Annotated in this window: 14 protein-coding genes and 1 riboswitch; of the genes, 8 read left to right on the top strand and 6 right to left on the bottom strand. The window is 69.6% G+C overall.

Going from position 1 to position 21,761, the window contains the following annotated elements; all coding sequences use genetic code 11:
- Nucleotides 1–20: 20 nt before the first annotated feature.
- On the bottom strand, nucleotides 21–1,454 hold the full coding sequence (locus I6A60_RS07795; protein ID WP_203018302.1) for an amidohydrolase family protein: 1,434 nt from the start codon (nucleotides 1,452–1,454) through the stop codon (nucleotides 21–23).
- Nucleotides 1,455–1,614: 160 nt separating this feature from the next.
- The gene (locus tag I6A60_RS07790; RefSeq protein WP_203018304.1) at nucleotides 1,615–2,064 is read right to left on the bottom strand and encodes a DUF3052 domain-containing protein; all 450 of its coding nucleotides are present in this window, start codon (nucleotides 2,062–2,064) and stop codon (nucleotides 1,615–1,617) included.
- A 235-nt stretch (nucleotides 2,065–2,299) separates the two neighbouring features.
- Here I6A60_RS07790 and I6A60_RS07785 point away from each other — a divergent pair, with 235 nt between their 5' ends.
- The gene (locus tag I6A60_RS07785) at nucleotides 2,300–4,054 is read left to right on the top strand and encodes a sensor domain-containing protein (protein ID WP_307873574.1); all 1,755 of its coding nucleotides are present in this window, start codon (nucleotides 2,300–2,302) and stop codon (nucleotides 4,052–4,054) included.
- Nucleotides 4,055–4,122: 68 nt separating this feature from the next.
- Here the strand turns inward: I6A60_RS07785 and I6A60_RS07780 are convergent, their stop codons facing one another.
- Complete coding sequence (locus I6A60_RS07780; protein ID WP_203018306.1) at nucleotides 4,123–5,172, bottom strand: magnesium transporter CorA family protein; 1,050 nt, start codon at nucleotides 5,170–5,172, stop codon at nucleotides 4,123–4,125.
- A 210-nt stretch (nucleotides 5,173–5,382) separates the two neighbouring features.
- Complete coding sequence (locus I6A60_RS07775; RefSeq protein WP_203055584.1) at nucleotides 5,383–5,925, bottom strand: hypothetical protein; 543 nt, start codon at nucleotides 5,923–5,925, stop codon at nucleotides 5,383–5,385.
- 640 nt (nucleotides 5,926–6,565) lie between these two features.
- Between I6A60_RS07775 and I6A60_RS07770 the strand changes: the two genes are divergently transcribed.
- From I6A60_RS07770 to I6A60_RS07760, 3 genes are read left to right on the top strand one after another with little or no spacing between them, the layout of a single operon-like run.
- The gene (locus I6A60_RS07770) at nucleotides 6,566–8,821 is read left to right on the top strand and encodes an amino acid transporter (protein ID WP_238434983.1); all 2,256 of its coding nucleotides are present in this window, start codon (nucleotides 6,566–6,568) and stop codon (nucleotides 8,819–8,821) included.
- A gap of 49 nt (nucleotides 8,822–8,870) precedes the next feature.
- Entirely contained in the window at nucleotides 8,871–11,594 is a 2,724-nt protein-coding gene (locus I6A60_RS07765) for a DUF4118 domain-containing protein (protein ID WP_203018312.1), read from the top strand.
- Nucleotides 11,591–12,385, top strand: coding sequence for a response regulator (locus I6A60_RS07760; RefSeq protein WP_203018321.1), 795 nt, complete (start codon nucleotides 11,591–11,593; stop codon nucleotides 12,383–12,385). The genes I6A60_RS07765 and I6A60_RS07760 overlap by 4 nt, the downstream gene beginning before the upstream one ends.
- Before the next feature lie 14 nt (nucleotides 12,386–12,399).
- Here I6A60_RS07760 and I6A60_RS07755 read toward each other — a convergent pair whose 3' ends face one another.
- On the bottom strand, nucleotides 12,400–13,890 hold the full coding sequence (locus I6A60_RS07755; protein ID WP_307873572.1) for a substrate-binding domain-containing protein: 1,491 nt from the start codon (nucleotides 13,888–13,890) through the stop codon (nucleotides 12,400–12,402).
- Nucleotides 13,891–14,640: 750 nt separating this feature from the next.
- Nucleotides 14,641–14,812: riboswitch (cyclic di-AMP (ydaO/yuaA leader) on the top strand.
- Nucleotides 14,813–14,890: 78 nt separating this feature from the next.
- Between I6A60_RS07755 and I6A60_RS07750 the strand changes: the two genes are divergently transcribed.
- Nucleotides 14,891–15,571 carry a peptidoglycan-binding protein gene (locus tag I6A60_RS07750; RefSeq protein ID WP_238434982.1) on the top strand — a complete coding sequence of 227 codons (681 nt, stop codon included), beginning with the start codon at nucleotides 14,891–14,893 and terminating at the stop codon, nucleotides 15,569–15,571.
- Nucleotides 15,572–15,766: 195 nt separating this feature from the next.
- Here the strand turns inward: I6A60_RS07750 and I6A60_RS07745 are convergent, their stop codons facing one another.
- The gene (locus I6A60_RS07745; RefSeq protein ID WP_238434981.1) at nucleotides 15,767–18,343 is read right to left on the bottom strand and encodes an RNA helicase; all 2,577 of its coding nucleotides are present in this window, start codon (nucleotides 18,341–18,343) and stop codon (nucleotides 15,767–15,769) included.
- A gap of 240 nt (nucleotides 18,344–18,583) precedes the next feature.
- Between I6A60_RS07745 and I6A60_RS07740 the strand changes: the two genes are divergently transcribed.
- From I6A60_RS07740 to I6A60_RS07730, 3 genes are all read left to right on the top strand, one after another.
- The gene (locus tag I6A60_RS07740; RefSeq protein WP_203018325.1) at nucleotides 18,584–19,363 is read left to right on the top strand and encodes a hypothetical protein; all 780 of its coding nucleotides are present in this window, start codon (nucleotides 18,584–18,586) and stop codon (nucleotides 19,361–19,363) included.
- A 646-nt stretch (nucleotides 19,364–20,009) separates the two neighbouring features.
- Nucleotides 20,010–20,591 carry a hypothetical protein gene (locus tag I6A60_RS07735; RefSeq protein ID WP_203055583.1) on the top strand — a complete coding sequence of 194 codons (582 nt, stop codon included), beginning with the start codon at nucleotides 20,010–20,012 and terminating at the stop codon, nucleotides 20,589–20,591.
- A 245-nt stretch (nucleotides 20,592–20,836) separates the two neighbouring features.
- Complete coding sequence (locus tag I6A60_RS07730) at nucleotides 20,837–21,496, top strand: YdcF family protein (protein ID WP_203021805.1); 660 nt, start codon at nucleotides 20,837–20,839, stop codon at nucleotides 21,494–21,496.
- The last annotated feature ends 265 nt before the right edge of the window (nucleotides 21,497–21,761 follow it).

Raw genomic sequence — 21,761 nt, 5'->3', positions numbered from 1 at the left:
GATCAAAGCCGGGCCGAAGATCAGAAGGTCAGCGGCCCGGGAGTGACGCCGGCAGCCCGGGCCGCGTGGGCGACCCGGGCGTGCAGTTCGGTGGTCGCCGCGAGGGTCAGCTCGGACGGCGGCTGAGCGGCGTCGTAGACCGGCTTGCCACCGACGTAGACCTGCTTGAGGTTACGTAGCCCGCACGCGAAGACATACGTCGCGTAGACATCCCAGATGGGACCGGTATCCGGCTCACGGGGATCCACGACCAGAAAATCGGCGTGCTTGCCGACCTCCAGACTGCCAAGTCGGTCCGCGACGCCGAGCACCTCGGCGGAACCAAGAGTATGCATTCTCAGCATCTCCGCCGGCATCAGCACCTTCGCGTCGGAATGCAGGGCTCGCAAGGTGTAGATCCCGATCCGCATGTTCTGGAACGGGTCGGAGATGTCGGTGCACGACTGGTCGTCGAGACCGACTCCGATCCGGATGCCGGCCGCGCGCAGCCGTGGGATGTCTGCGATTCCCGAACCGAGGCGGCCGTTCGAGGTCGGTTGCCACACCATCCCGGCACCGGCGGCCGCCGCCCTTGTGATCATCTCGTCGGTCGGGTGAACGAAGTGGCCGAACAGGAAACGCGGCCCCAGGATGCCGGCCTCGTCATACCAGGCGAACTTGGCCTGCTGCTGCTCCAGCGCCTCGGCCGTCTCGACGAAGTGCGCCTGGTTGATCACGCCGTGCCGACGCATGAGCTCGGCCTCCACGGCGGCGGTACTGGACGTGGCCGCCCACTGCACGGCACCGAAGATCGCGGCGCCGAGGTTGAGCGGTGCCGGCACGTTCGCCTCGATGTGGTCGGCGACCTGGGCGAACGTGTCGAGGACCTGTTGTTCGGGGAAAGCCTCGTCATCGAGCCGGATCGCGGACATCACCCGAATGCCGGCGTCGGCGCCGGCATCGACCTGACGGGTGAGGAAGTCGACTGGATGGACCTTCCCAAGGCTGGCGTTGCCGACCTGGGGGTCGTAGTTCCAGATCACCCGGCTCTGGGCGAAGTTGAACGCGGAGGTTATGCCGTTGCGGGCGAAGTCCAGGCTGCCGTGCAGAGTGAACCAGTACAGGTCCTCGACGCCGGCACCGGTCAGAACGGCCATGTTCTCGGCCAGCCAGCCGTAGAGCGTCTCGCCGACGCCCAGCCCGCGCAGCCCGGACATGAACAGGTGGCTGTGCGCGGAGATGAACCCCGGGGCGACGATCGCCCCACCTACGTCCAGTACCGCGCCGGAAGCCGCGGAGGCGCTGAGGTCGACGGTCGAGGGCGGTGTCGGCGGGTCACCGGGCCCGATTCCGGTGATCGTGCCGTCGTCGCCGACGGTCAGCCAGCCGCGGAACGGTTCCACTCCGTCCGCCATCGTCAACAGCAGCGCGTTGACGACCGTCAACGCCGTCGCGCCCACACCCTCAGCGTTCATGCCTGCTCCCTCACGCCCGCGCAGCCGCAGGGCCACGGGCCGTCTTGTGGCCACGAGCCCGCTCCGCAGAGCCGGCGCAAACCGCACGCCCGCCTTGCCGGTCCGTACCGCCCTATCTGCTGGCACGCTACCGACCTGCTGTTTCTCACGGATTAGGCGGCTATCGCCGTTCCTTGCGCCAGACGAGCTTGAGGGCGGACCAGTCGACGTCGAGGGCGGCGACCTTGGTGTCGACCAGGCCGAGCGGAAGCGCCTCGTCACGGATCAGGTTCTCGGTGACGTCGCTTCGGTGCCCGGCCGCCTTGCGTGGCCAGGCGATCCACAGCGCGCCGGCCGGAAAGATCACCCGGCCGAAGCCAGCGATCGCGGCCTCCAGCGCGTCGGGCGTCCGGCAGAAGGCGACGACGAGGTTTGCCGCACTGAGCTGCGGGCTGGCCGGATCGACGGCCGGCGGTGTGGGGATCCGCTGGCTCGTCACGTCGGCCGGAAGGTCCGGGATCGCCCAGCCCGCCGGTGCTCCGCACAGTACGACCTGGTGTCCGGCCTTGACCCCGAGCTTCCGCGCCATCGCGGTCCCTGAGTAGCCTGCCTGCCCGTTTGTCACGGTCACAGTGTTATCTGGCGCCGGTGCGGCGACGTAATCCGGGGCCGGTGCGGCGACGTCGACCGGTGGCTCCGCGATCCCGCGTCAGCTGGGCAGCGCCGGGCCACGACTCGTGCCGCGCGGCCCACCGGCCTTCGCCCAGCCAGGCTGCACACCCCCGGCACAGGGTGGGGTTCTCCCGACCAGGGCGGGCGGCCTGGGCCTATGGTGCGAGGCCTGGCCGACAAGGCAGGCTGGAACCGTGGAACCCGATCGTGTGGCAGCGGAACGCGCCACTCCCGATAAGCCGGACACGGGCGTTTCGGCGCAGAGCGACGTCGAAGCTGCGGGTGCCGAGGTCGTCGCTCTCGAGAAGACCCGTTCGAACGAAAGCCTGCCGGACGCTGAGACCGACACCGCGAGCGAGACCAACGAAGAAGGCCGCGTCGACGACCAGGCCGGCGCGGCCGACGCCAACGCCGACGCAGGCACCGACGTCACGACCGACACCGACGTCACGACCGACACCGACGTCGCGACCAACATCGACGTCACGGACGTCACGGCAGGCACCGACGCCACAGCCGACACGGACGTCACGGCCGACAGTGACGAAGCGGCCGACACCGGCGCAGCGCCTTACACCGACGAAGCGCTCGACACCGACGACGCCGACGCTGAGGTCGAGGCGTCGAAGCCTCGTCCTGACGACCCTCCGGGCGGTGCGTCCAGTTCGGCAGGGTTGACGCCGGACGATGCGCGCAAGCCAGTATCGGAGCCGCTTCCCCTGATGGGGATCGGTGCGCGGGCGTGGAAGCAGGTGACGTTCGAGCTGCTGAACCTCCCGCTCGCCATCGCAGGGTTCGTCTCGATGGTCGTGCTGCTCACCCTCGGCAGCGGCCTCGCGATCACGATCACCGGGCTTCCGCTGCTGGCCGTCGGATTGATCATCTGCCGCATGTGGGGGCGGGTCGACCGAGCACGAGCCCGGTCGTTGCTGGGCCTCGACATCGCGACGCCGTCGAAGGTCCAGGTTCGTAACTCAGGGTTCTTCGGCTGGTTGTGGGCTCAGCTTTCCGACCCGGTCGGCTGGCGCGCGGCGTTGTATCTGCTGATCCGGCTCCCCTGGGGCGTGGTCTCGTTCAGCGTGACGCTCACGGTCCTTGTCGGCCTCTGGCCGGTGGCGCCCTACGTCGTGTACGGATTCGCCGCCGTCGACCGCGCGTTGATGTCGGCGCTGCTCTCGCCGTCGAGTGCGATGGAACGGCGCATCCGCGAGCTGGAGGCGGGCCGGGAGACCATGGTCGACGCCGCCGCTGCCGACCGGCGCCGGATCGAACGGGACCTCCATGACGGCGCCCAGGCCCGACTCGTCGCGCTGGCCATGGATCTGGGGCTCGCGAAGGAACGGATGAACGAGGATCCGGCCACAGCGGCCCGGATGGTGGAGCAGGCGCACGGCGAGGTAAAGGTCGCGCTCGAGGAACTACGCAACCTTGCCCGTGGCATCCATCCGGCGATCCTCACCGAGCGGGGTCTCGGGGCGGCGCTGTCGAACGTGGCTGGACGCTGCATCGTCCCGGTCACCGTCAACGTCGATCTGCCGAGCCGCCCTTCCGGCGCCGTCGAAGGACTGCTCTACTTCACGACCGCCGAGCTGCTCACCAACATCAGCAAGCACAGCGGCGCGACGAACGCGGACGTCCGGGTGGCGCAACGCGGCCGGACGATCGAACTGACCGTCACCGACGACGGTCGCGGCGGCGCGAACGCCACCTCGGGAGGTGGGCTCGCCGGGCTCACCGAGCGTGTTCGTGCGATGGACGGCACCTTCACGCTGACCAGCCCGTCGGGCGGCCCGACAGTCGTAGAAGTCCGTCTCCCCCAGCAGGATCAGGTCATGGCGGCGACACAGCCAGGCACGCCGGCCAGAACCGACCGGGACGTCAAACGCGACCTGCGCCAGGCCAGTCGCGAACTCAAGGAGTCCATGCGCACCGACCACCCCAGCTCCTGACGGCCGGCGACACCGACAGCCGAAGCACCTGACAGCCGGGGCACCTGACGGCCACAGCCCGGACCGGCCTACCACCAGTCGCGGCGTTTGGCCCAGCGCAGGAGCGCCGCGGACATGGCGGCCATCGCGATCAGCACGACGATCAGCTGCTCGGGGCGCGTCCTCGTGTTCACGATGATGTTCATGCCGTAGATCGAGGACACCGCGGTGATCGGCAGGGTGATCGCGGCAATCACCGCCAGCCGTTCCGCGGCGATCGTCATCTTGGTATCGATCCGGGTGCGGTAGAACTCGATGACGCCCTGCAGGTACTCGCGCTGCACGTCGGCCAGGCCGCGAACCTGCTCGAACTCGTCGGTGATCTCGGTGAGCAGCGGCCTGACCCCGGCCGGGAGCGCCCAGGCTCGGCCCATGAGCCGCGCGTAGGTCTCCCTGTTCAGCGCGCTGATCGTGCGGGCGGCGAGCAGGCCGTGCCGGGCCCGGAACAACTCGTCGAGAAAGGGCTCCGGCTCGCCGAAATGGCCGGCGATCACCCGTTGCTCCAGGCCCCAGACATCGGCGGTCAGGGCCTCGACGAACCTCTCCTGGTTGGCCGCGAGGGCGAGCACGATCGCATGCGACAGATCGAAGGCGCTCGCAGGCCGAAGCCGGCCGGCGTCCATGCGCGCCAGCACGGAACTGGTCTCGCGCAGCGCCACCGACGGGTCCACGGCGGGGTTGATCGGCCCGTGCACCGTAACCAGGAAATGGCGGCCGATGAACTGGTCGAGCTCGATGTAGTGCACGTGTCCGCCGGTGCCCTGCTCCGGGCCGTGGAGCACGACGAAGACATGGTCCGCGTAGGAATGCGTCTTGGCTACCAGATTTCGCTCGGCGCAGTCGTGCACCGCCCGTGGATGGAAGCCGAAAACGTCCAGCAGCACCCGTTCCGCGTTTTTTTCGCAGCTCGGGATGTCGACCCAGACGAACTCCGCGCCGGTCTCCGCCGCGTCGGCGCCGTCGGCGCCCTCGGCCTCGCCGCCGACGTCAGGGACGGCCGAGACCCGGCGGAGCAGTTCGCCAAGCGCCTCGACGGGGTGCCGCTCGACACCGGCCCTCGTCACCAGCCGAACATCCATGAACCGCCTCGACCCCACCCGTCGCGGCTGTTCAGCCGCCTGAACCGGCCCCTTGCGGCCCGGAGGATGAACCGCACGATAAGTCCTGGTCAGCGCGGCTGTCCTCGCCCGCAGCGTCAACGCATCGTGAACTCTCGGTCCCGTCCACGGACCGCCGACCGTGCGGCGGGCGGCACGATCAGCCTCGAACCGCGGCGGTCGGCGCCAAGCTCAGAGCTGGTTGACCTTCCCTGCCTGGCGGGTCCCGCGCTGGCCGGGAGCGCGCTTCGTCGAACGCGGCGAGCGGCGCGGAAGCCGCTGGAACAGGGCCGCGGCGCCAGCCGCCTCGACGTCCACGGTCCCAACCGTGCGAGCCTCGGCGGCGTTGGTCTCGGTGCGGCGGCCCTGGGCCGACCAGGTCAACGCCTTGCGCAGGGTGACGACCAGCAGCGCGATGCCGACGAAAACGGCCAGCACGAGCGGGTCCAGCCAGCCGCGCAGGGTGAGCTGACCGTCGTCGCGGACGACCCAGCCCAGATAGAACGGCCAGGCCAGCGTGCCGACAGCCGCGGCCGCGACCGGCGACGCCCACCAGCACAGCACCGCGACGAGGGCGCACAGCAGAAACAGTCCGTCGTGCCGCACCCCGGACATCGAGCTGAATCCCGCGCAGAGGATCAGGAAGCCGACGAAGCCCGCGGCCAGCACCACCTCGAACGGCGCGGTAGGCACGCGCACGGCCGGGCGCTGGCCCGCGCCGGAGCGACCTGCCATACCAGCGGACCCATGATGATCAGCTGCCGGTGACCGCATGACGCCTTCCTTCCGGCTCCGCCGCCGACGCCACCGACCCCCACCGGTGACCGCGGCGATTCGTCGCCCGATCGCTGCCTACCGGCCTAGGCGTTTCGGCTTACCGCCCGGGAGCCTCGGCCGACCTACTGCCAGGCTCGCCCGAACACGGAGCAACGGACGCCGCATATACGCGATATTGACGAGGCAGGGCCGACTTTCCACTCGGCGTTGACACGACCGCGTTCCTGGGCAGCGGGCACCGGACTACATATCGACAGCGATTACGAAATTCCTCGAATCTCCGCCGACGAGCGGCTTTCCCGAACTCCTGCGCGCAGCTCGGCGATCAGTGTGCTCCGCTGGCGACCCACCCTGGTGCCGCCGTCGACGACGGCCGGCAGCGGAGGCCCCGGGCAGGCAAGACGGCCCGTTGATGGGACAGGAGCCCGCCTGGCGGGAAGCGTAGGCCCGTGTGCCGGCCTGGGGGGCGTCAACAAACCATTAATAAGGATCTTCGTGCCGGCTTGTCGCCCCCACGATGTATTGCGGTCAAAACCCAGGGAGCCGGGCAACCCGCCTCGGCGGCTCGGCAGCCTCGGCCTGGGCGCGCAGACTGCCGATGGAGGCACTGGTGACCACGCGGCCGCGGTACCCTGCCAACGCGCCGGACAACGTCCAGCCGGCCGAGAACGGCCATTGTGACCCAGAACACCCTGGCCGAGAACACCCTGGCCCCGAACACCCCGGCCCAATCGAACGCAGTGACCCTCTCGAACACTGTGGCCCATTCGAACGCCGTGGCCCATTCGAAACAGCCGGCGTCCCGCAGCCCGCGCCGCCGTCGGAACGGCGCCAGCAGGTGAGCGGACCGGCCAGCCCGAGCAGAAGCGGTCGCTACCGGCATGGCCTGCGGGCCTGGCTGCTCCAAGGCCTGGCCGAGCAGTCACAACAGCACGCCGGCCCGCACGCTCAGCCGCCGGCCGAGGCGCACCGGATGCACCGGTGGTGGCGGGTCATGTGCCTGACCGGGGTCGACTACTTCTCGACGCTGGGTTACCAGCCGGGCATCGCGGTGCTCGCCGCCGGCGCGGTCAGTCCGGTCGCGACGCTTGTCCTGATCGTGCTGACCCTGGCCGGTGCGCTGCCGGTGTACCGGCGAGTGGCGCACGAGAGCCCGCACGGCGAGGGCTCGATCGCGATGCTCGAGCATTTCCTGCCCTGGTGGGCGGGCAAGCTGCTCGTGCTCGCCCTGCTCGGCTTCGCCGCCACCGACTTCATCATCACGATGACGCTGTCGGCCGCGGACGCGTCGGCGCACATCGTCGAGAATCCGTACACACCGGCCGTGCTGCACGGCGAGTCGATGCTGATCACGCTGTTCCTGCTGGCGCTGCTGGGAGCGGTGTTCTTGCGGGGCTTCACCGAGGCCGTCGGCCTCGCCGTCGTACTGGTCGTCGTGTACCTGTCGTTGAACCTGGTGGTGATGGTCGCCGCGTTCAGCAAGGTCGTGAGCGAACCCCATGTCATCGGCGACTGGCACCGGCTCCTGATCGCCCAGCACCCCAATCCGTTCCTGCTGGTCGGATTCGCCCTGATCGTGTTCCCAAAGCTCGCGCTCGGCATGTCCGGCTTCGAGACCGGTGTCGCCGTCATGCCGCTGATCCGGGGGGACGAGACCGACACGGAAGCGCATCCCCACGGCCGGATCCGGGGCGCCCGCCGGCTGCTCACGACGGCCGCCTTGATCATGAGCTGCTTCCTGCTGGCCAGCAGCCTGGTGACGGTGTGGCTGATCCCGGAGCAGGACTTCCAGACCGGTGGGCCCGCCAACGGCCGAGCCCTCGCCTACCTCGCCCACGAACTGCTCGGTAAGGCGTTCGGCACCGCCTACGACGTCAGCACCATCTCGATCCTGTGGTTCGCGGGAGCCTCCGCGATGGCCGGGCTACTTAACCTGGTCCCGCGCTACCTGCCCAGGTACGGCATGGCTCCGCGGTGGACCCGGGCGGTTCGCCCGCTCGTCCTGGTATTCGTCGGCATCGGGTTTTTGATCACCTGGGTCTTCGACGCCAGCGTCGACAAGCAGGGCGGCGCCTACGCCACCGGAGTGCTCGTTCTGATCACCTCGGCCTCGCTGGCGGTGACGTTGTCCGGATTGCGCCGCAGGGCCGACGGGCGACGCTCGACCAAACGGCTCATCGGCTTCGGCCTGATCACGGCCGTTTTCATCTACACGACGATCGCCAACGTCTTCGAACGGCCGGATGGTCTGATCATCGCGTCGATCTTCATCGTCGTGATCGTGACCGTCTCGTTCATCTCCCGGTCGGTGCGAGCGTTCGAACTCCGGGTCACCGAAGTCCACGCCGACGCGGCCGCACGCGAGTTCATCGCGGACGTGGCGGCGACGAGCCGACGCGACGGTTCGGGGGACGGTGAGCCCGCGGATCTGCGGCTGGTGGCCAACGAGCCCGACACTGGTGAGGCGGCCGAGTACCGCGGCAAGGAGGCGCAGATCCGTCGAGACGCGCACATCCCCGCCGGAGACCCCCTGTTGTTCGTCGAGGTGGCGATCACCGACGCGTCCGAGTTCGAATGTGCCCTCGATGTCACCGGCCTCGACCTGCACGGCTATCGCGTGCTGCGGCTGACCAGCACCTCGGTACCCAACGCGATCGCCGCGCTGCTGCTCTACGTGCGTGACACCACCGGTACTCGCCCGCACATCTACTTCGAGTGGACGGAAGGGAACCCGTTCACCAACCTGATCCGGTTCCTGATCTTCGGCGTCGGGGAGGTCGCCCCGATCACCCGCGAGGTGCTCCGCGAGGCCGAACCAGATCGTTCCCGGCGACCCGCCGTCCACGTCGGCTGAACGCCATGGCCAGCGCACTACGACGACCAGACAGGACCGGACCACGCACATGACCTCCGACGCCGTCGACGGGCCGCGGCGAGGCCGGCTGCGGATTTACCTGGGCGCCGCTCCCGGCGTCGGCAAGACCTACGCGATGCTCTCCGAGGGCCATCGCCGGGCCGGACGCGGCACCGACACCGTGATCGGCCTGGTGGAGACGCATGGCCGCCACCTCACCGCCGAGATGATCGGCGAGTTCGAGATCGTCCCGCGGCGGACCGTCTACCATCGCGGCGCCCGCTTCACCGAGATGGACGTCGACGCGGTGCTCGCGCGCAAGCCGGCGCTGGCCCTCGTCGACGAGTACGCGCACTCGAACGTCCCCGGCTCCCGGAATGCCAAGCGATGGCAGGACGTCGAGGATCTGCTCGGCGCCGGCATCGATGTCGTCACGACTCTGAACATCCAGCACCTCGAGTCACTCAACGACGTTGTCAGCACGATCACCGGGGTGCCACAGCGGGAGACCATCCCCGACGCGGTGGTCCGGGCGGCGGACCAGGTAGAGCTGGTCGACATGGCCCCGGAGGCGCTACGCCGCCGGATGGCGCACGGAAACGTCTACGCGGCCGACAAGGTCGACGCCGCGCTGGCCAACTACTTCCGGGTCGGCAACCTGACCGCGCTGCGCGAGCTCGCCCTGCTCTGGGTCGCCGGCAAGGTCGAGGAGCAGTTGGACGACTACAGGGTCGATCACGGCATCACCGACACCTGGGAGGCCCGTGAGCGGGTTGTCGTCGCGATCACGGGCGGGCCGGAAGGCGACACACTGATCCGCCGAGCGGCCCGGATCGCGGCCCGTTCCACCGGTGGCAGCGACCTGCTCGCCGTCCACGTCAGCCGGCCGGACGGCCTGGTCACGGGCGCGGACCCGGCGGCGCTGGCCCGCCAGCGCGCGCTCGTCGAGAGCCTCGGTGGCAGCTACCACCTCGTCCTCGGCGACAACGTCCCGAAGGCGCTGCTGGACTTCGCTCGCGCCGAGAACGCCACCCAGCTGGTGCTGGGCGCGAGCCGGCGTGGCCGGTTCGCGCACCTGGTCAGCCGCGGCGTCGGCGTCACGACGACGGCCCGCTCGGGGTCGATCGACGTGCATCTCGTCACCCACGAGGAGTCCAGCGCCGGCGGCCGCGGAACGCGCGCACCAGGCGAGGACGCATCGAAGACGGGCGGAGCCTGGGTTTTCGGCGCTGGGCGTGCCAAGCGGCGGGCGTCGCCGCTGAGCCTGGCGGCGAGCCGTCAACTGGCCGGGTTCACGATCGCCGGCGGTGCCCTGGCGCTGCTCACCGTGCTGGCGACCTCAAGCCGACCCGAGGTCAACCTGACCTCCGACACGCTGCTCTACCTGCTGGTCGTCGTCGCGGCGGCCTTCATCGGCGGGATCTGGCCGGCGCTCGCCGCGGCGGTCGCGGCCTCGTTGCTGTTGAACTACTACTTCACCCCGCCGCTGCACACCTGGACGATCGACGATCGCAACAACGCGTTCGCGCTGGCGGCGTTCGTGGCGGTCGCCATCGCCGTGAGCCGGGTTGTCGACCTCGCTCGGCGCCGTTCGGTGCAGGCGGCCCGGGCGAGCGCCGAAGCAGAGACCCTCGCGACGCTCGCCGGCACCGTCCTGCGCAGCGAGCATCCACTGCCGGCGATCCTGGAACGCGTCCGCGAGGGGTTCGGCATGACGTCGGTGACCTTGTTGGCGGCCAGATCCGGCGACGAGGCCTCGAATCCGCCGCCGCCTGGGTCAGGCCGCGACCTTTGGGAGATCGTGGCGAACGTAGGTCCGAGGCCGGCGGAACACCCCTCTGATGGCGACGTCGAGGTGCCAGCCGGCCGGTTCACGCTCGTCCTCCGCGGTCGGCCGCTGCCGGCCGCGGACCGGCGGCTGCTCGCCGGGTTCGCCGCGCAGGCGGCCACCGCGGCGGAACGGCTCCGGCTGGCGCAGGAGGCCGCCTCCGTCAAGCCACTCGCCGAGGCGGACCGGGTCCGCTCCGCTCTGCTCACCGCGGTCAGCCATGACCTGCGCACTCCGTTGGCGGCGGCCAAGGCGGCCGTCACCGGCCTGCGGGCCGAGGATGTCGTCTGGTCGCCGGAGGAACGGGCCGAGCTGGTCGCCACCGCGGACGAGTCGCTCGACCGGCTGACGACGTTGGTCGAGAACCTGCTCGACATGAGTCGTCTCCAGGCGGGGGTGTTGTCGGTGTTTCCACGGGCGGTCCACGTCGAGGACGTGGTGGCGCTCGCGCTCGACTGTCTGGGGCCGGATGCCGTCGGAGTACGCATCCAGGTCAGCGCGGACCCGGAGGTTCCGGCGATGCGCGCCGATCCAGTGTTGTTGGAGCGTGTCATCGCGAACGTGGTCGCCAACGCGATCCGATTCTCTCCGGCGGGGTCGCCACCGCTCGTCAGTGCGAGCACGCTCGGCGACCGGGTGCAGATCCGCGTCGTCGACCGCGGCCCCGGCGTGCCCAAGACGGACCGTGACGCGATCTTCCAGCCGTTCCAGCGACTCGGCGACCGCGACAACACGGTCGGCACCGGCCTCGGTCTCGCGCTCTCCCGCGGCCTGACCGAGGCGATGAACGGGACCCTCACCCCGGAGGACACCCCCGGCGGCGGCCTCACGATGGTCGTCGAGCTTCCGGCCGCCAGCGGGAGCACCGACGAGGCTGTAGGTCCGGCGACATCAGAGGGTCCGGCAACATCAGAGGGTCCGGCGGCAGCAGGGGGTCCGCGATGACCCGGGTCTTGATCGTTGACGACGAGCCGCAGATCCTGCGGGCGATGCGGATCAACCTGCGTGCCCGCGGTTACGAGGTGGTCCTCGCGGATACCGGCGCCACCGCGCTCACCGCCGCCGCAGCGACTCGACCGGACATCGTGATCCTCGATCTCGGCCTGCCCGACCTGGACGGCGTCGAGGTGATCCACGGCCTGCGAGGCTGGACACGGGTGCCGATCGTGGTGCTGTCGGGCCGCGCGGACAGTCGGGACAAGGTCGGCGCCCTGGATGCCGGCGCCGACGACTACATCACCAAGCCGTTCGGCATCGACGAGCTGCTCGCCCGGCTGCGCGCCGTCGCCCGCCGCACCGGCGAGCAGTCAGCGAGCCCCATCGTCCGGTTCGGCCGCGTGACCGTCGATCTGGCTGCCCACCGCGTCACCCGGTCAGCCGCGCCGGCATCCAGTGCAGTCGACGAGGCCGCGCCCGGCGAACCACCGGGCCGTGAACCGCCCGTCGAAGCAACCGCGGCGGCGGACCACCCGGGCGACGGCGTCCCCGCGGAGCCGGTGGAGGAGATCCACCTGACGAAGACCGAGTGGGGCCTGCTCAAGGTGCTCCTCAGCCACCCGGGCAAGCTCGTCACCCAACGTCAGCTGCTCACCGAGGTCTGGGGCGCCAACTACGGATCGGAGACCCACTACCTGCGCACCTACCTGAACCGTCTTCGCCAGAAGCTAGAGGAAGACCCCGCCCGCCCCCGGCACCTGCTCACCGATCCGGGCATGGGCTACCGCTTCCAGCCCTGACCGAGCGCTTCCCGTCAGTGCTGGGCGCACAGCGTGGTCATCAGGTTCTTGGCGCGGTCGACGCAGGGCGTGAAGCTGTCGGCCCGAAGCAGGTTCTTCGCCGAGTCGAGGGTGGCGTATTCGAGGAAGGCCGAGAGCAGGCTGTCCCCGGCCGGGTTGCCGTAGGTGTAGAAGTACTCGACCTCCCAGAACGGGTACTCGCCGCGTTCGACGGTGCTCAGGTCCGCCTCCCAGCCGCCGAGCTTGACCTCGTTGACCTTCTGGTAGGTGGCCGCGGCGCCGCGCTCGGCGTAGCCGATCGCGCCGGGTGTCCGGGAGACCTCGTCGAGCAGGGTCGCTTCGGTGCCGAACTCGCAGCGGATCGTCGCCGCCTGGGGATCACGGTCCTTGCTGATGCAGTCGTTGGACGAGACGGCCGGTTCCGGGGTGCCGAGCACCCGGCGTTCGAACGCTCCACGGGTCCCCGACTCGGATCCCCGGGAGACGATCCGGATCGCGAGGTCCGCCCCACCGACCTGCTTCCAGTTCGTCACGCGGCCGGCGTAGATGTCGCGGACCTGGGCGACGGTCAGATCGTGGACCCCGGTCGACTGGTTCACCACGAGCGAGAAGACGACGACCGCGACCGGTCGCGCCACCAGGGAGCCGAACTCCCCGGACGCGGCACCGTCGGACATCGCGAGCCGGGTGCCCGCGTCGCCGGCGTTCGCCCTGCCAGCGCCCTCGACCGACCGCAGGCCGGTGATGCTGCCGTCGGCGACGACGGTGACGGACGCGTTCCCACAACTGTGGTGGTATTCGTCCGCGATGCTCTTCACCACTGGAGCGAACGCCGTGGAGCCCTCGATCCGAAGCTCACCACGGACGCAGCGGATCGCGCTCGGCGTCCCGCCCGTGTGGTTGACGATCAGCAGGCCGATGAGCAGGCCGGCGAGCAGCAGGGAGAGCCCACCGAAGACGAGACCTCGGTTGCGCCGGCGGTCGCTGTCGCGTTCCACCCGGCCACCGCGGATGTAGCCACCGGCGCCGACTTCCGTCCGGTCGCCGGACAGCAGCACCAGAAGCTTGAAGCGGTTGCCACGGTTCAGCTCGAACTGCGGGATGCGGACCGTCTCACCGGCGAACTCCGGCTGGATCACCCCACCGAGGGAGGCTGGGCTGGGCTCGAAGATCTGGACAGCCTGAACCGTGCGGCCGGGGAACGTGAAGGTGATCGGAGACTCGGCGCTGACGTCCTCCCGGCCGACGTCGAGCCGTCCCGCGTTCTTCAACCTCAGCAGGACGAGGCTGCCGTCGGGCACGGGCTGACCGCGGTGGCGGATCTCGAAGTCGAAGTTGCTCGCGACCGACCGCGGAGTCACGCCGATCTTGCTGTTGAGGTGCACCCGGTAGGTCACGACCCGGCGGTCACCGAGGAACCGGTCGACCATCCAGCCGGCCAGGGTCGCCAGCAGCCCCAACCCGGAGATGAACGTGTCCAGGTGGTTCCTGATCGTGCCGAGCACCTGACGACGCTCCCACCCGCGCGATCGAGCACCTGCCGCGTCGGCTCCGACGCGATAGTCGAACGATTGACCCAAAAGGTACCTTCGCTGACGACCTTCGCGACTGTCGCATCACGGACAGTTCATTAGCTGTTAACTGTTCGCGTCCCGTCGAACCCGTAGCGCATCCGGCACGGGCCTCGCCCCGGACTCGCAGCGGAGCGCGGCAACGCCAAGCGGCCCACCGCATCACCGCGGCGTTCAGGAAAACGATCGCCGTCTATCGGCCGCGCCGGTCGGCGCCCTGGAATTCGCGACAAAGTCCGCGGCCCGAGTGTCGGGCGCAGCGCCCATCACCGCGATGACCACACAACGTGGCGGCCACCACGCCAACCACGGGACACAAACGGCCCCCGGCGACGGTTGAGACATCAGAGCGTAACGAGCGCGGGGTTCACGTATCGCAGCAGACCTGCCGCGCAGCGGAAATGTGAACCTCGCCAGGGCGGCCTCTCGGATCCATTGCGCGACAGTCGTTTGCGGAACAACCGACCCGTGTTCCCACATTTTCGCGCAGAACACCGTGACCCTCGTCACAGATCGCTTTTGGCAGGCACCTGGCCTCAGTGCATTGCACGGAGAGTGACAGATCTGCCGGACAGCTGCCCTGGTCAGCGGCTTGTGGCTACGTCGAGTAGTTAGTTACGGTTTCCCCGGTCGCAACAAAGCACCGTTTCGGACGCCGAGTTCTGCCCCCGGTCCGGTGCCCCCTCCTAGAGATCGCCAGGGCAGAAGTGGGGGAACCATGTTCCTCCGGGCCCGCGCGCAGCGCGCGCCCTTGGGGTTAAGCCAGCCGTTTCCCGAGCGTCCTCGGAAGAAAGGCTGGCCGGGCTTCCCGGCCCGAACCCGACAGCTAACCTCACAGGCGTGCGGGAAAGATTCCTCCAGAATGCTCAAGGGCCGTCACCGCAAGAAGACTAATTCCCGTCGCCGCAGTTCGTCGATTATCGCCGCCGGTGTCATGAGCGCCACCGCGGGCGCCGCGATCTTCACCGGCGTCGCTCCTGCCAGCGCCGCCAGCAGCGTCATCTCCGACGCGCAGATCGCGGCCTACGCGCACAGCGCCGGTCTCGACAGCTGCCGCGGTGTCCCCCTCTCGACCTGGGTCGCGATCGCGCTGGCCGAGTCGAGTGGCAACACCTACGCCCACGCCACCGGCATCGAGGACTCGCGCGGCCTCTGGCAGATCAACATGTGGGCTCACAGCAGCTGGGTAGGCAGCCGCAACCTCTACGACCCGGCGACCAACGCCTGGGCCGCGACCCAGGTCTGCAAGGGCTCCGGTCCGAGCGCTTGGAGCACCTACACGAACGGCGCGTACCGCTCGTACCTGTCGCGTGGCTACGCCGCCGCGAACGCGGTCAGCAGCGGTACCGTCTCGGCCGCTCCGGTGTCCCTGGCCAAGGCGGCCCCCGCCGTGCCGGCGAACGCCTGGTACCTGTCGCAGGCGGCGAACCACAGCTCTTACCTGGACGCGGTCCGCCAGCTGCAGGCGAAGCTTTCGGGCCTTGGCTACACGATCGCGGTCGACGGCTACTTCGGCCCGCAGACCGACGGCGTCGTGCGCGCCTACCAGGGCAGCCACGGCCTTCCCGCCGACGGGGTCGTCGGATCGCAGACCCACCAGGCCCTGTTCGGCTAGTCCGGACCAGGCCCACCTCCGGCCGCCGCGCGACGGCTGCCGGTCAGCCGGCGGGCGAGCGACCCGGCCAGCCCGCCGGCACCCAGGCACTCCCACGCTCCGTCCCCGCGAGGTGTGGGAGCAGAACCGCTCCGGCCTCCCTCCTGTCAGGGCCGGGGCGGTTCGCCATTCTGGGCGGTCAGAGCTGGTCGGGCGTCAGAGCTGGTCGACGGCGGTGACGGTGAGCGCGGCGGCGCCGATCTCGTCGGACTCGGCGAGATCGACCTCGGCGCTGATACCCCAGTCGTGGTCACCGGCAGGATCGTCGAAGATCTGGCGGAGCATCCAGGTGCCGGGCTGGGTAGCCGTGTCGACGATGAGCATCTTCGGGCCGCGGGCGTCCGCGCCGGTCCCGATCTCGCCATGCTCGTCGAAGAACGGCGCGAGCGCGTCCTCCCAGGCGTCGGCGTTCCAACCGGCCCCGCCGTCGAGGTCCCCGAGCTCGTCCCACCGGCGCAGCGCCGCGAGCTCGACTCGCCGGAACAGCGCGTTCCGCACGAGCACCCGGAAAGCCCGGACGTTCCTGGTGACGGCCGGTGGTTTGTCGCTGAGCCGGTCGCCATGCTCGATCGCGGCGGCCTCGGCCAGGTTGGCCGCGTTTGGGTTACGCAGCCGCTCCCACTCGTCGAGCAGGCTTGAGTCGACCTGACGAACCAGCTCGCCGAGCCATTCGATCAGATCGGACAGCTCCTCGGTCCGGGCCGTGTCGGGCACGGTCTGGCGCAGCGCCTTGTAGGCGTCGGCCAGATAGCGCAGCAGGAGCCCTTCCGAGCGGGCCAGGCCGTAGAAGCTGACGTACTCGGTGAACGTCATCGCCCGCTCGTACATGTCCCGGACCACCGTCTTCGGCGCCAACTCGTAGTCGTCGACCCAGGGTGCGCCGTGCCGGTAGATCTCCAGCGCCGCGGTCAGCAGCTCGTCGAGCGGCTTCGGATAGGTGACCTCCTGCAGCGCCTCCATCCGGTCGTCGTAGTCCAGGCCTTCGGCCTTCATCGCCGCGACCGCCTCGCCGCGCGCCTTGAACTGCTGCGCGGACAGCACCTGCCGAGGGTTGTCCAGGATCGACTCGATGACGGACAGAACGTCGAGCGGATAGTCCGGCGCCTCCCGGTCGAGCAGGTCGAGCGCGCCGAGCGCGAACGGCGACAGCGGCTGGTTCAGCGCGAAGTCGAACTGAAGGTCGCCGGTAAGCCGGATCGTGCGCCCCGTGGCGTCCGGCTGCTCGAGCTTCTCCACGACGCCGGCCGCGAGCAGTGCACGGTAGATCGCGATGGCGCGGCGGATGTGCCTGCGCCGCGCGGCCAGGTCCTCGTCGTTGTCGGTGAGCAGATGGCGCATCGCGGTGAACGCGTCGCCGGGCCGGGAGATGACGTTCAGCAGCATCGAGTGGGTGACGACGAAGTGCGACGTCAGCGGCTCGGGCTCGGCAACGATGAGCCGGTCGTAGGTCGGCTGCCCCCATCCGACCTGGCCCTCGGGCGGCTTCCTGCGGACGACCTTGCGCCGTTTCTTCGGGTCGTCGCCAGCCTTCGCCAGCGCCTTCTCGTTCTCGATGACGTGCTCGGGAGCCTGCACGACGACGTAACCGGCGGTGTCGTACCCGGCCCGACCGGCCCGGCCGGCGATCTGGTGGAACTCCCTGGCCGTGAGGATGCGGTTCCTGGTCCCGTCGTACTTCGACAATGACGTGAACATAACCGTGCGGATCGGCACGTTGATGCCGACGCCCAGCGTGTCCGTCCCGCAGATGACTTTCAGCAGCCCGGCCTGGGCGAGGACCTCGACGAGCCGTCGGTATTTCGGCAGCATCCCGGCGTGGTGCACGCCGATCCCATGGCGGACGAGCCGGGAGAGGGTCTTACCGAAGCCGGAGCTGAAGCGGAAGCCGCCGATCGCCGTCGCGATCTCCTCTTTTTCGGCCTTCGTCGCGACGTTGATGCTGGTCAGCGCCTGGGCGCGTTCCAGCGCCGAGGCCTGGGTGAAGTGCACGATGTAGACCGGCGCCTGGTGCGTGGAGAGCAGCTCCTCGATGGTCTCCTGCAGCGACGTCATGACGTACTGGAAATAGAGCGGAACCGGGCGGTCGGCTGAGCGCACGACCGCGGTCGGATGACCGGTGCGGCGAGTCAGGTCGCGTTCGAACCGGGCGACGTCGCCGAGCGTCGCCGACATCAGGACGAACTGGGCCTGCGGCAGCTCGATGAGCGGCACCTGCCAGGCCCAGCCACGGCCCGGGTCGGCATAGAAATGGAACTCGTCCATCACGACCTGGCCGACATCGGCGTCGGCACCCTCGCGCAGCGCCAGGTTGGCGAGGATCTCCGCCGTGCAGCAGATGATGGGCGCCTGCTCGTTGACGCCCGCGTCCCCGGTGATCATGCCGACGCTCTCGGCGCCGAATATCTCGATGAGCGCGAAGAACTTCTCCGAGACGAGGGCCTTGATCGGCGCGGTGTAGTAGGTGCGACGACCGGTCGCGAGCGCGGCGAAGTGCGCGCCGGCGGCCACCATGCTCTTGCCCGACCCGGTCGGGGTGGCCAGGATGACGTTCGCCCCGGAGACGACCTCGATGAGCGCCTCCTGCTGGTGCGGATAGAGGGACAGCCCTCGATCGCGCGCCCACTCCTCGAAAGTCGCGTAGATCGCGTCCTCGCCGAGCGGATCCAGGCGTGCGGCGGGCAGCCCGCCCGGAGGCAGGGCGTCGACGAGGTCGGTGGTGGCAGCAAGCGTCATGGTGCTTCCGATCGTGCCTGACAATTCGGCCCGCCGCCCAGCGCCTCTCGCTACCAGCACAACTACGTCCAACCAACCAACACGCTGTTACCAAATCGTTCCAGCGTGGTGACCTACGGCGACCATATTTCGCCAGATGACGCGTCGGATGTGCGCCATGGGATGGTCATATCGGGCGCATCGGTCGTATGGTGAGCGGATCACATCGCCAAAGGCGGCTTGGGGCGTGGAATGCTCAGGGTGCTGATCTATTGCGTTCTCTTCGCGCTCGTTCCGGTGGTCGCCTGGCTCACCGCCCGGCGAGTGTCGACGTTCGAGCGGCGGCTCGTTGCCGCCGTGATGGTCGTCGTCCCGACTGGGCTCATCGTGTTCGTGATGGTGATAACCAGCCACGGCAAGGGAGCGACCGCCGCGCTCAGCGCCGAGGACGCACCGAACTCCACGGCGAGCTGGAGCATTGGTCCACTGTTGGAGCTCGATACCGGTCCAGCAGCGGTAACACCCACCGTCGAGGCGAGCGTCGCCCCGCCGCCGGCCCCAGGCGAGGTTCATCCGTCGGCCTCGGGCGGTCGTCCGGACGCGAAGTCGGAGAAGAAGCCCGGCTCGACGGCTCCCGGCTTCGCGCCGCCCCCGCCCGCGGAACCGGTTGGCGTGATCCTTCCGCCGGTCACGATCCCGTCGAGCGCCGGTCCCAGGACACTGCCGGCGGTGACCGTGCCGCCGGTGACCGTGCCAGCGATCACCACGCCGCCGCGTCCGTCGCCGCCGGCCGGGCCGACGACGACACCGCCGATCATCGAGCCGACGACGCCTGTCACCACTCCGCCGCGCACCACACCGCCGGTCACGACAAGCGCGGCACCGGCTCCGACGACGAACCCGCCGGTCACCACCGAACCGCCGGTCACCGAGCCGACGAGTGCCGGGCCGACGACCGTGATCGATCCGGTGACAACCGCGGTGTCCGACCTGCTCAGCGCCTCCGCGTTCCTCTCCTCGACGGCCTCTCAGTCGGCGTAGCGCCGCGCCCGACAAGGTCTGCCCGCTCCACACCTTGATCATGATCGCCGTTTTGGCCCTCGAATGGTTGCGGCCAGGCCCGATTCACGACCACCCGAGACCCTGCTGGCCTATACGGAAGCGGAGCCTGGCTGCGCGTGGGCTTGATCGCTGTTTTGGCCCTGGCATGGTCGTGACGGGCGCATTCCTACGACCACTCCAGTGCCAAAACGGCGATCAAGGCCGGTGCGGTGGCCCACGATCCAGGACCGGACACCACGCGTCCACGTCCTGATCACGAGAGGCCTGGATCAGGCTCCCGTCATACCTCGCGGTCGACCACGGACGAGATCCACCACCACCACGTAGACCTCACCCAGACCCAGGCCCGAATTAGCCAGTAGGGTCATGCGAGGGCGAAAACGGCGCGCACCCTTCATAACGGATGGTCAAGACCTGGACTAGAAGTCCACCACCAACACACGGATGCAACACAAAGCAGTCGCTCAACTTCGCTGCGCTCTCATCTGCCGCTAGCGTTGCCACCTCATGTGACTCGGGGGGCGCAATGCGAAACATGCGGGCGATCGATAGACAAATGGACATCAGCGGCGCTGCGGCGCCAGGGTTAGGGCGACCGCACCGGCACGCGGTGGCCGGCGCGTGGTTGGCCGTTCCCTTGACGGTCCTGGTGCTGGGCCTGGCCGGATGCTCGTCGCACGCCGGCGACGACGCCTCGGGCTCCGCCCAGGTCGAGGCCAGCGCTGCTGGCCTCTCGACCACCGACACCCCGGTTCCGGCGACCTCCGACCCCGTCACGGGCGACACGCAGTTGGGACTCGACGTCGCCGCCAACTCGCCGCCCGTCGCGGCGACGTCCGCCATTCCGCCGATGACGAAGGCGGCCCAGGCGGCGCCGGCGGCGCCGGCGCGAACAGTGCCAACCCAGGCGGCCGCCGCTGCTGTGGCGGGGCCCCCGCACACGTCGCAGGCCCCGCCGCCGCCAGCCCAGGCTGCCCCGCCGCCGCAGAACCAGGCACCCGCACCGCCGGTGACGACGGCTCCGCCGCCGGCGAACTGCGACCCCGCCTACCCGGACAACTGCCTCCAGGACGGCATCGGCGACTACGACTGCGCGGGTGGCTCCGGGAACGGGCCCAACTACGTGCGTGGCCCGATCCGCGTGTTGCCCCCGGACCCCTTCGGACTCGACGGCGACGGCGACGGGACCGGCTGTCAGTCCTCCTGACCAAGCGGCGGACCGACCCCGCCGCGATCGCGCGCGGGCGGTGCCGTGGGGCCAGCCGGGTCGTCGCGGCCGTGCCGCAAGCCCGCTCGTCGGGCGCGCCGGTCCCTCGACGCGTAGCGCGGCGGAGGTCGGGCGCCAGAGCCCGACGGTTACTCGGGCGCGCGCAGCGGTTGCTCGGGCGCGAGCGCGAACGCCTTGGCGCCGGCAGGGAACAGACTGGCCGGTCCGACCCGGATGATGAGGACATGCCGGTGGCCTGGTGGGTGGCGTTCGCCGCGGTCGGGATGGTGCTCCTGGCGGCCTGTGCCGTCGAGTTCACGCACTGGGCCGCGTCCCGCCGGCATTTCCCCGACCCACCGACGGAGACAGGCATCGATGACCAGACCGAGGTCATCGTGGTCTTAGGCTGCCCGACTCGGCACAACGGCAAGGTAAGCGCCAACCAGCGCTGGCGGACCAAGATCGCCGTTCGCTCCCGCCGGCGCCGGACGGACAGCCTGCTGGTCTTCACCGGGGCCGCGACGCTGGGCGCCGCGGTCGCCGAAGCGGACACGATGGCTCGCTATGCGCGTTCCGCCCTCGGCGTCGCCGAGGAACTGATCGTGTCCGAAGCCAGCTCGCGCTCCACCCGAGAGAACCTCGCCTTCTCCACCCCTCAGCTGGAGCAGGCGACCGTCATCAGGATCGCGTCGAACCCGCTGCACGCCGCCCGGGCCCGCCGCTACCTAGGCGAGACCCGCCCCGACCTGTTCGCCCGCCTCACGCGAGCCCGCGACTACCGCCCCTTCGAACACCCTTGGCTCAAGCTCAACTCGGCCTTCTACGAGCTAGGCCGCCCCATCCTGCGACGCCAGTTCCCCAAACTCCGCGACCACTTCCAAGGCCGCACCCGCCCGAAGCCCTAGCTCCTGGTCTCCGGCAAGGTGCGCGCGTTCCGGCGCCCCCACGATCACCGTTTCGGACCTCTGCTGGTCGCCACCGGGCCTGTTTCGTAGCCACCCGAGACCCTGCTGGCCTATTCGGCAGAGCCCGGCAGCGCGTGGCCTTGATCGCCATTTGGGCCCTGGGATGGTCGTAGAAACACGCCCGGCACGACCATCCCAGGGTCCAAACGGCGATCAAGGCCGTGCGGTGGCCCGCGGGCAATTAGCCATCAGGATCACCCGAGGG

The sequence above is a fragment of the Frankia sp. AgB1.9 genome (assembly GCF_016786355.1).
Classification (GTDB): domain Bacteria; phylum Actinomycetota; class Actinomycetes; order Frankiales; family Frankiaceae; genus Pseudofrankia.
Note: the sequence above shows the minus strand (reverse complement) of the source record. Positions and strands in the feature narration are given on the sequence as shown.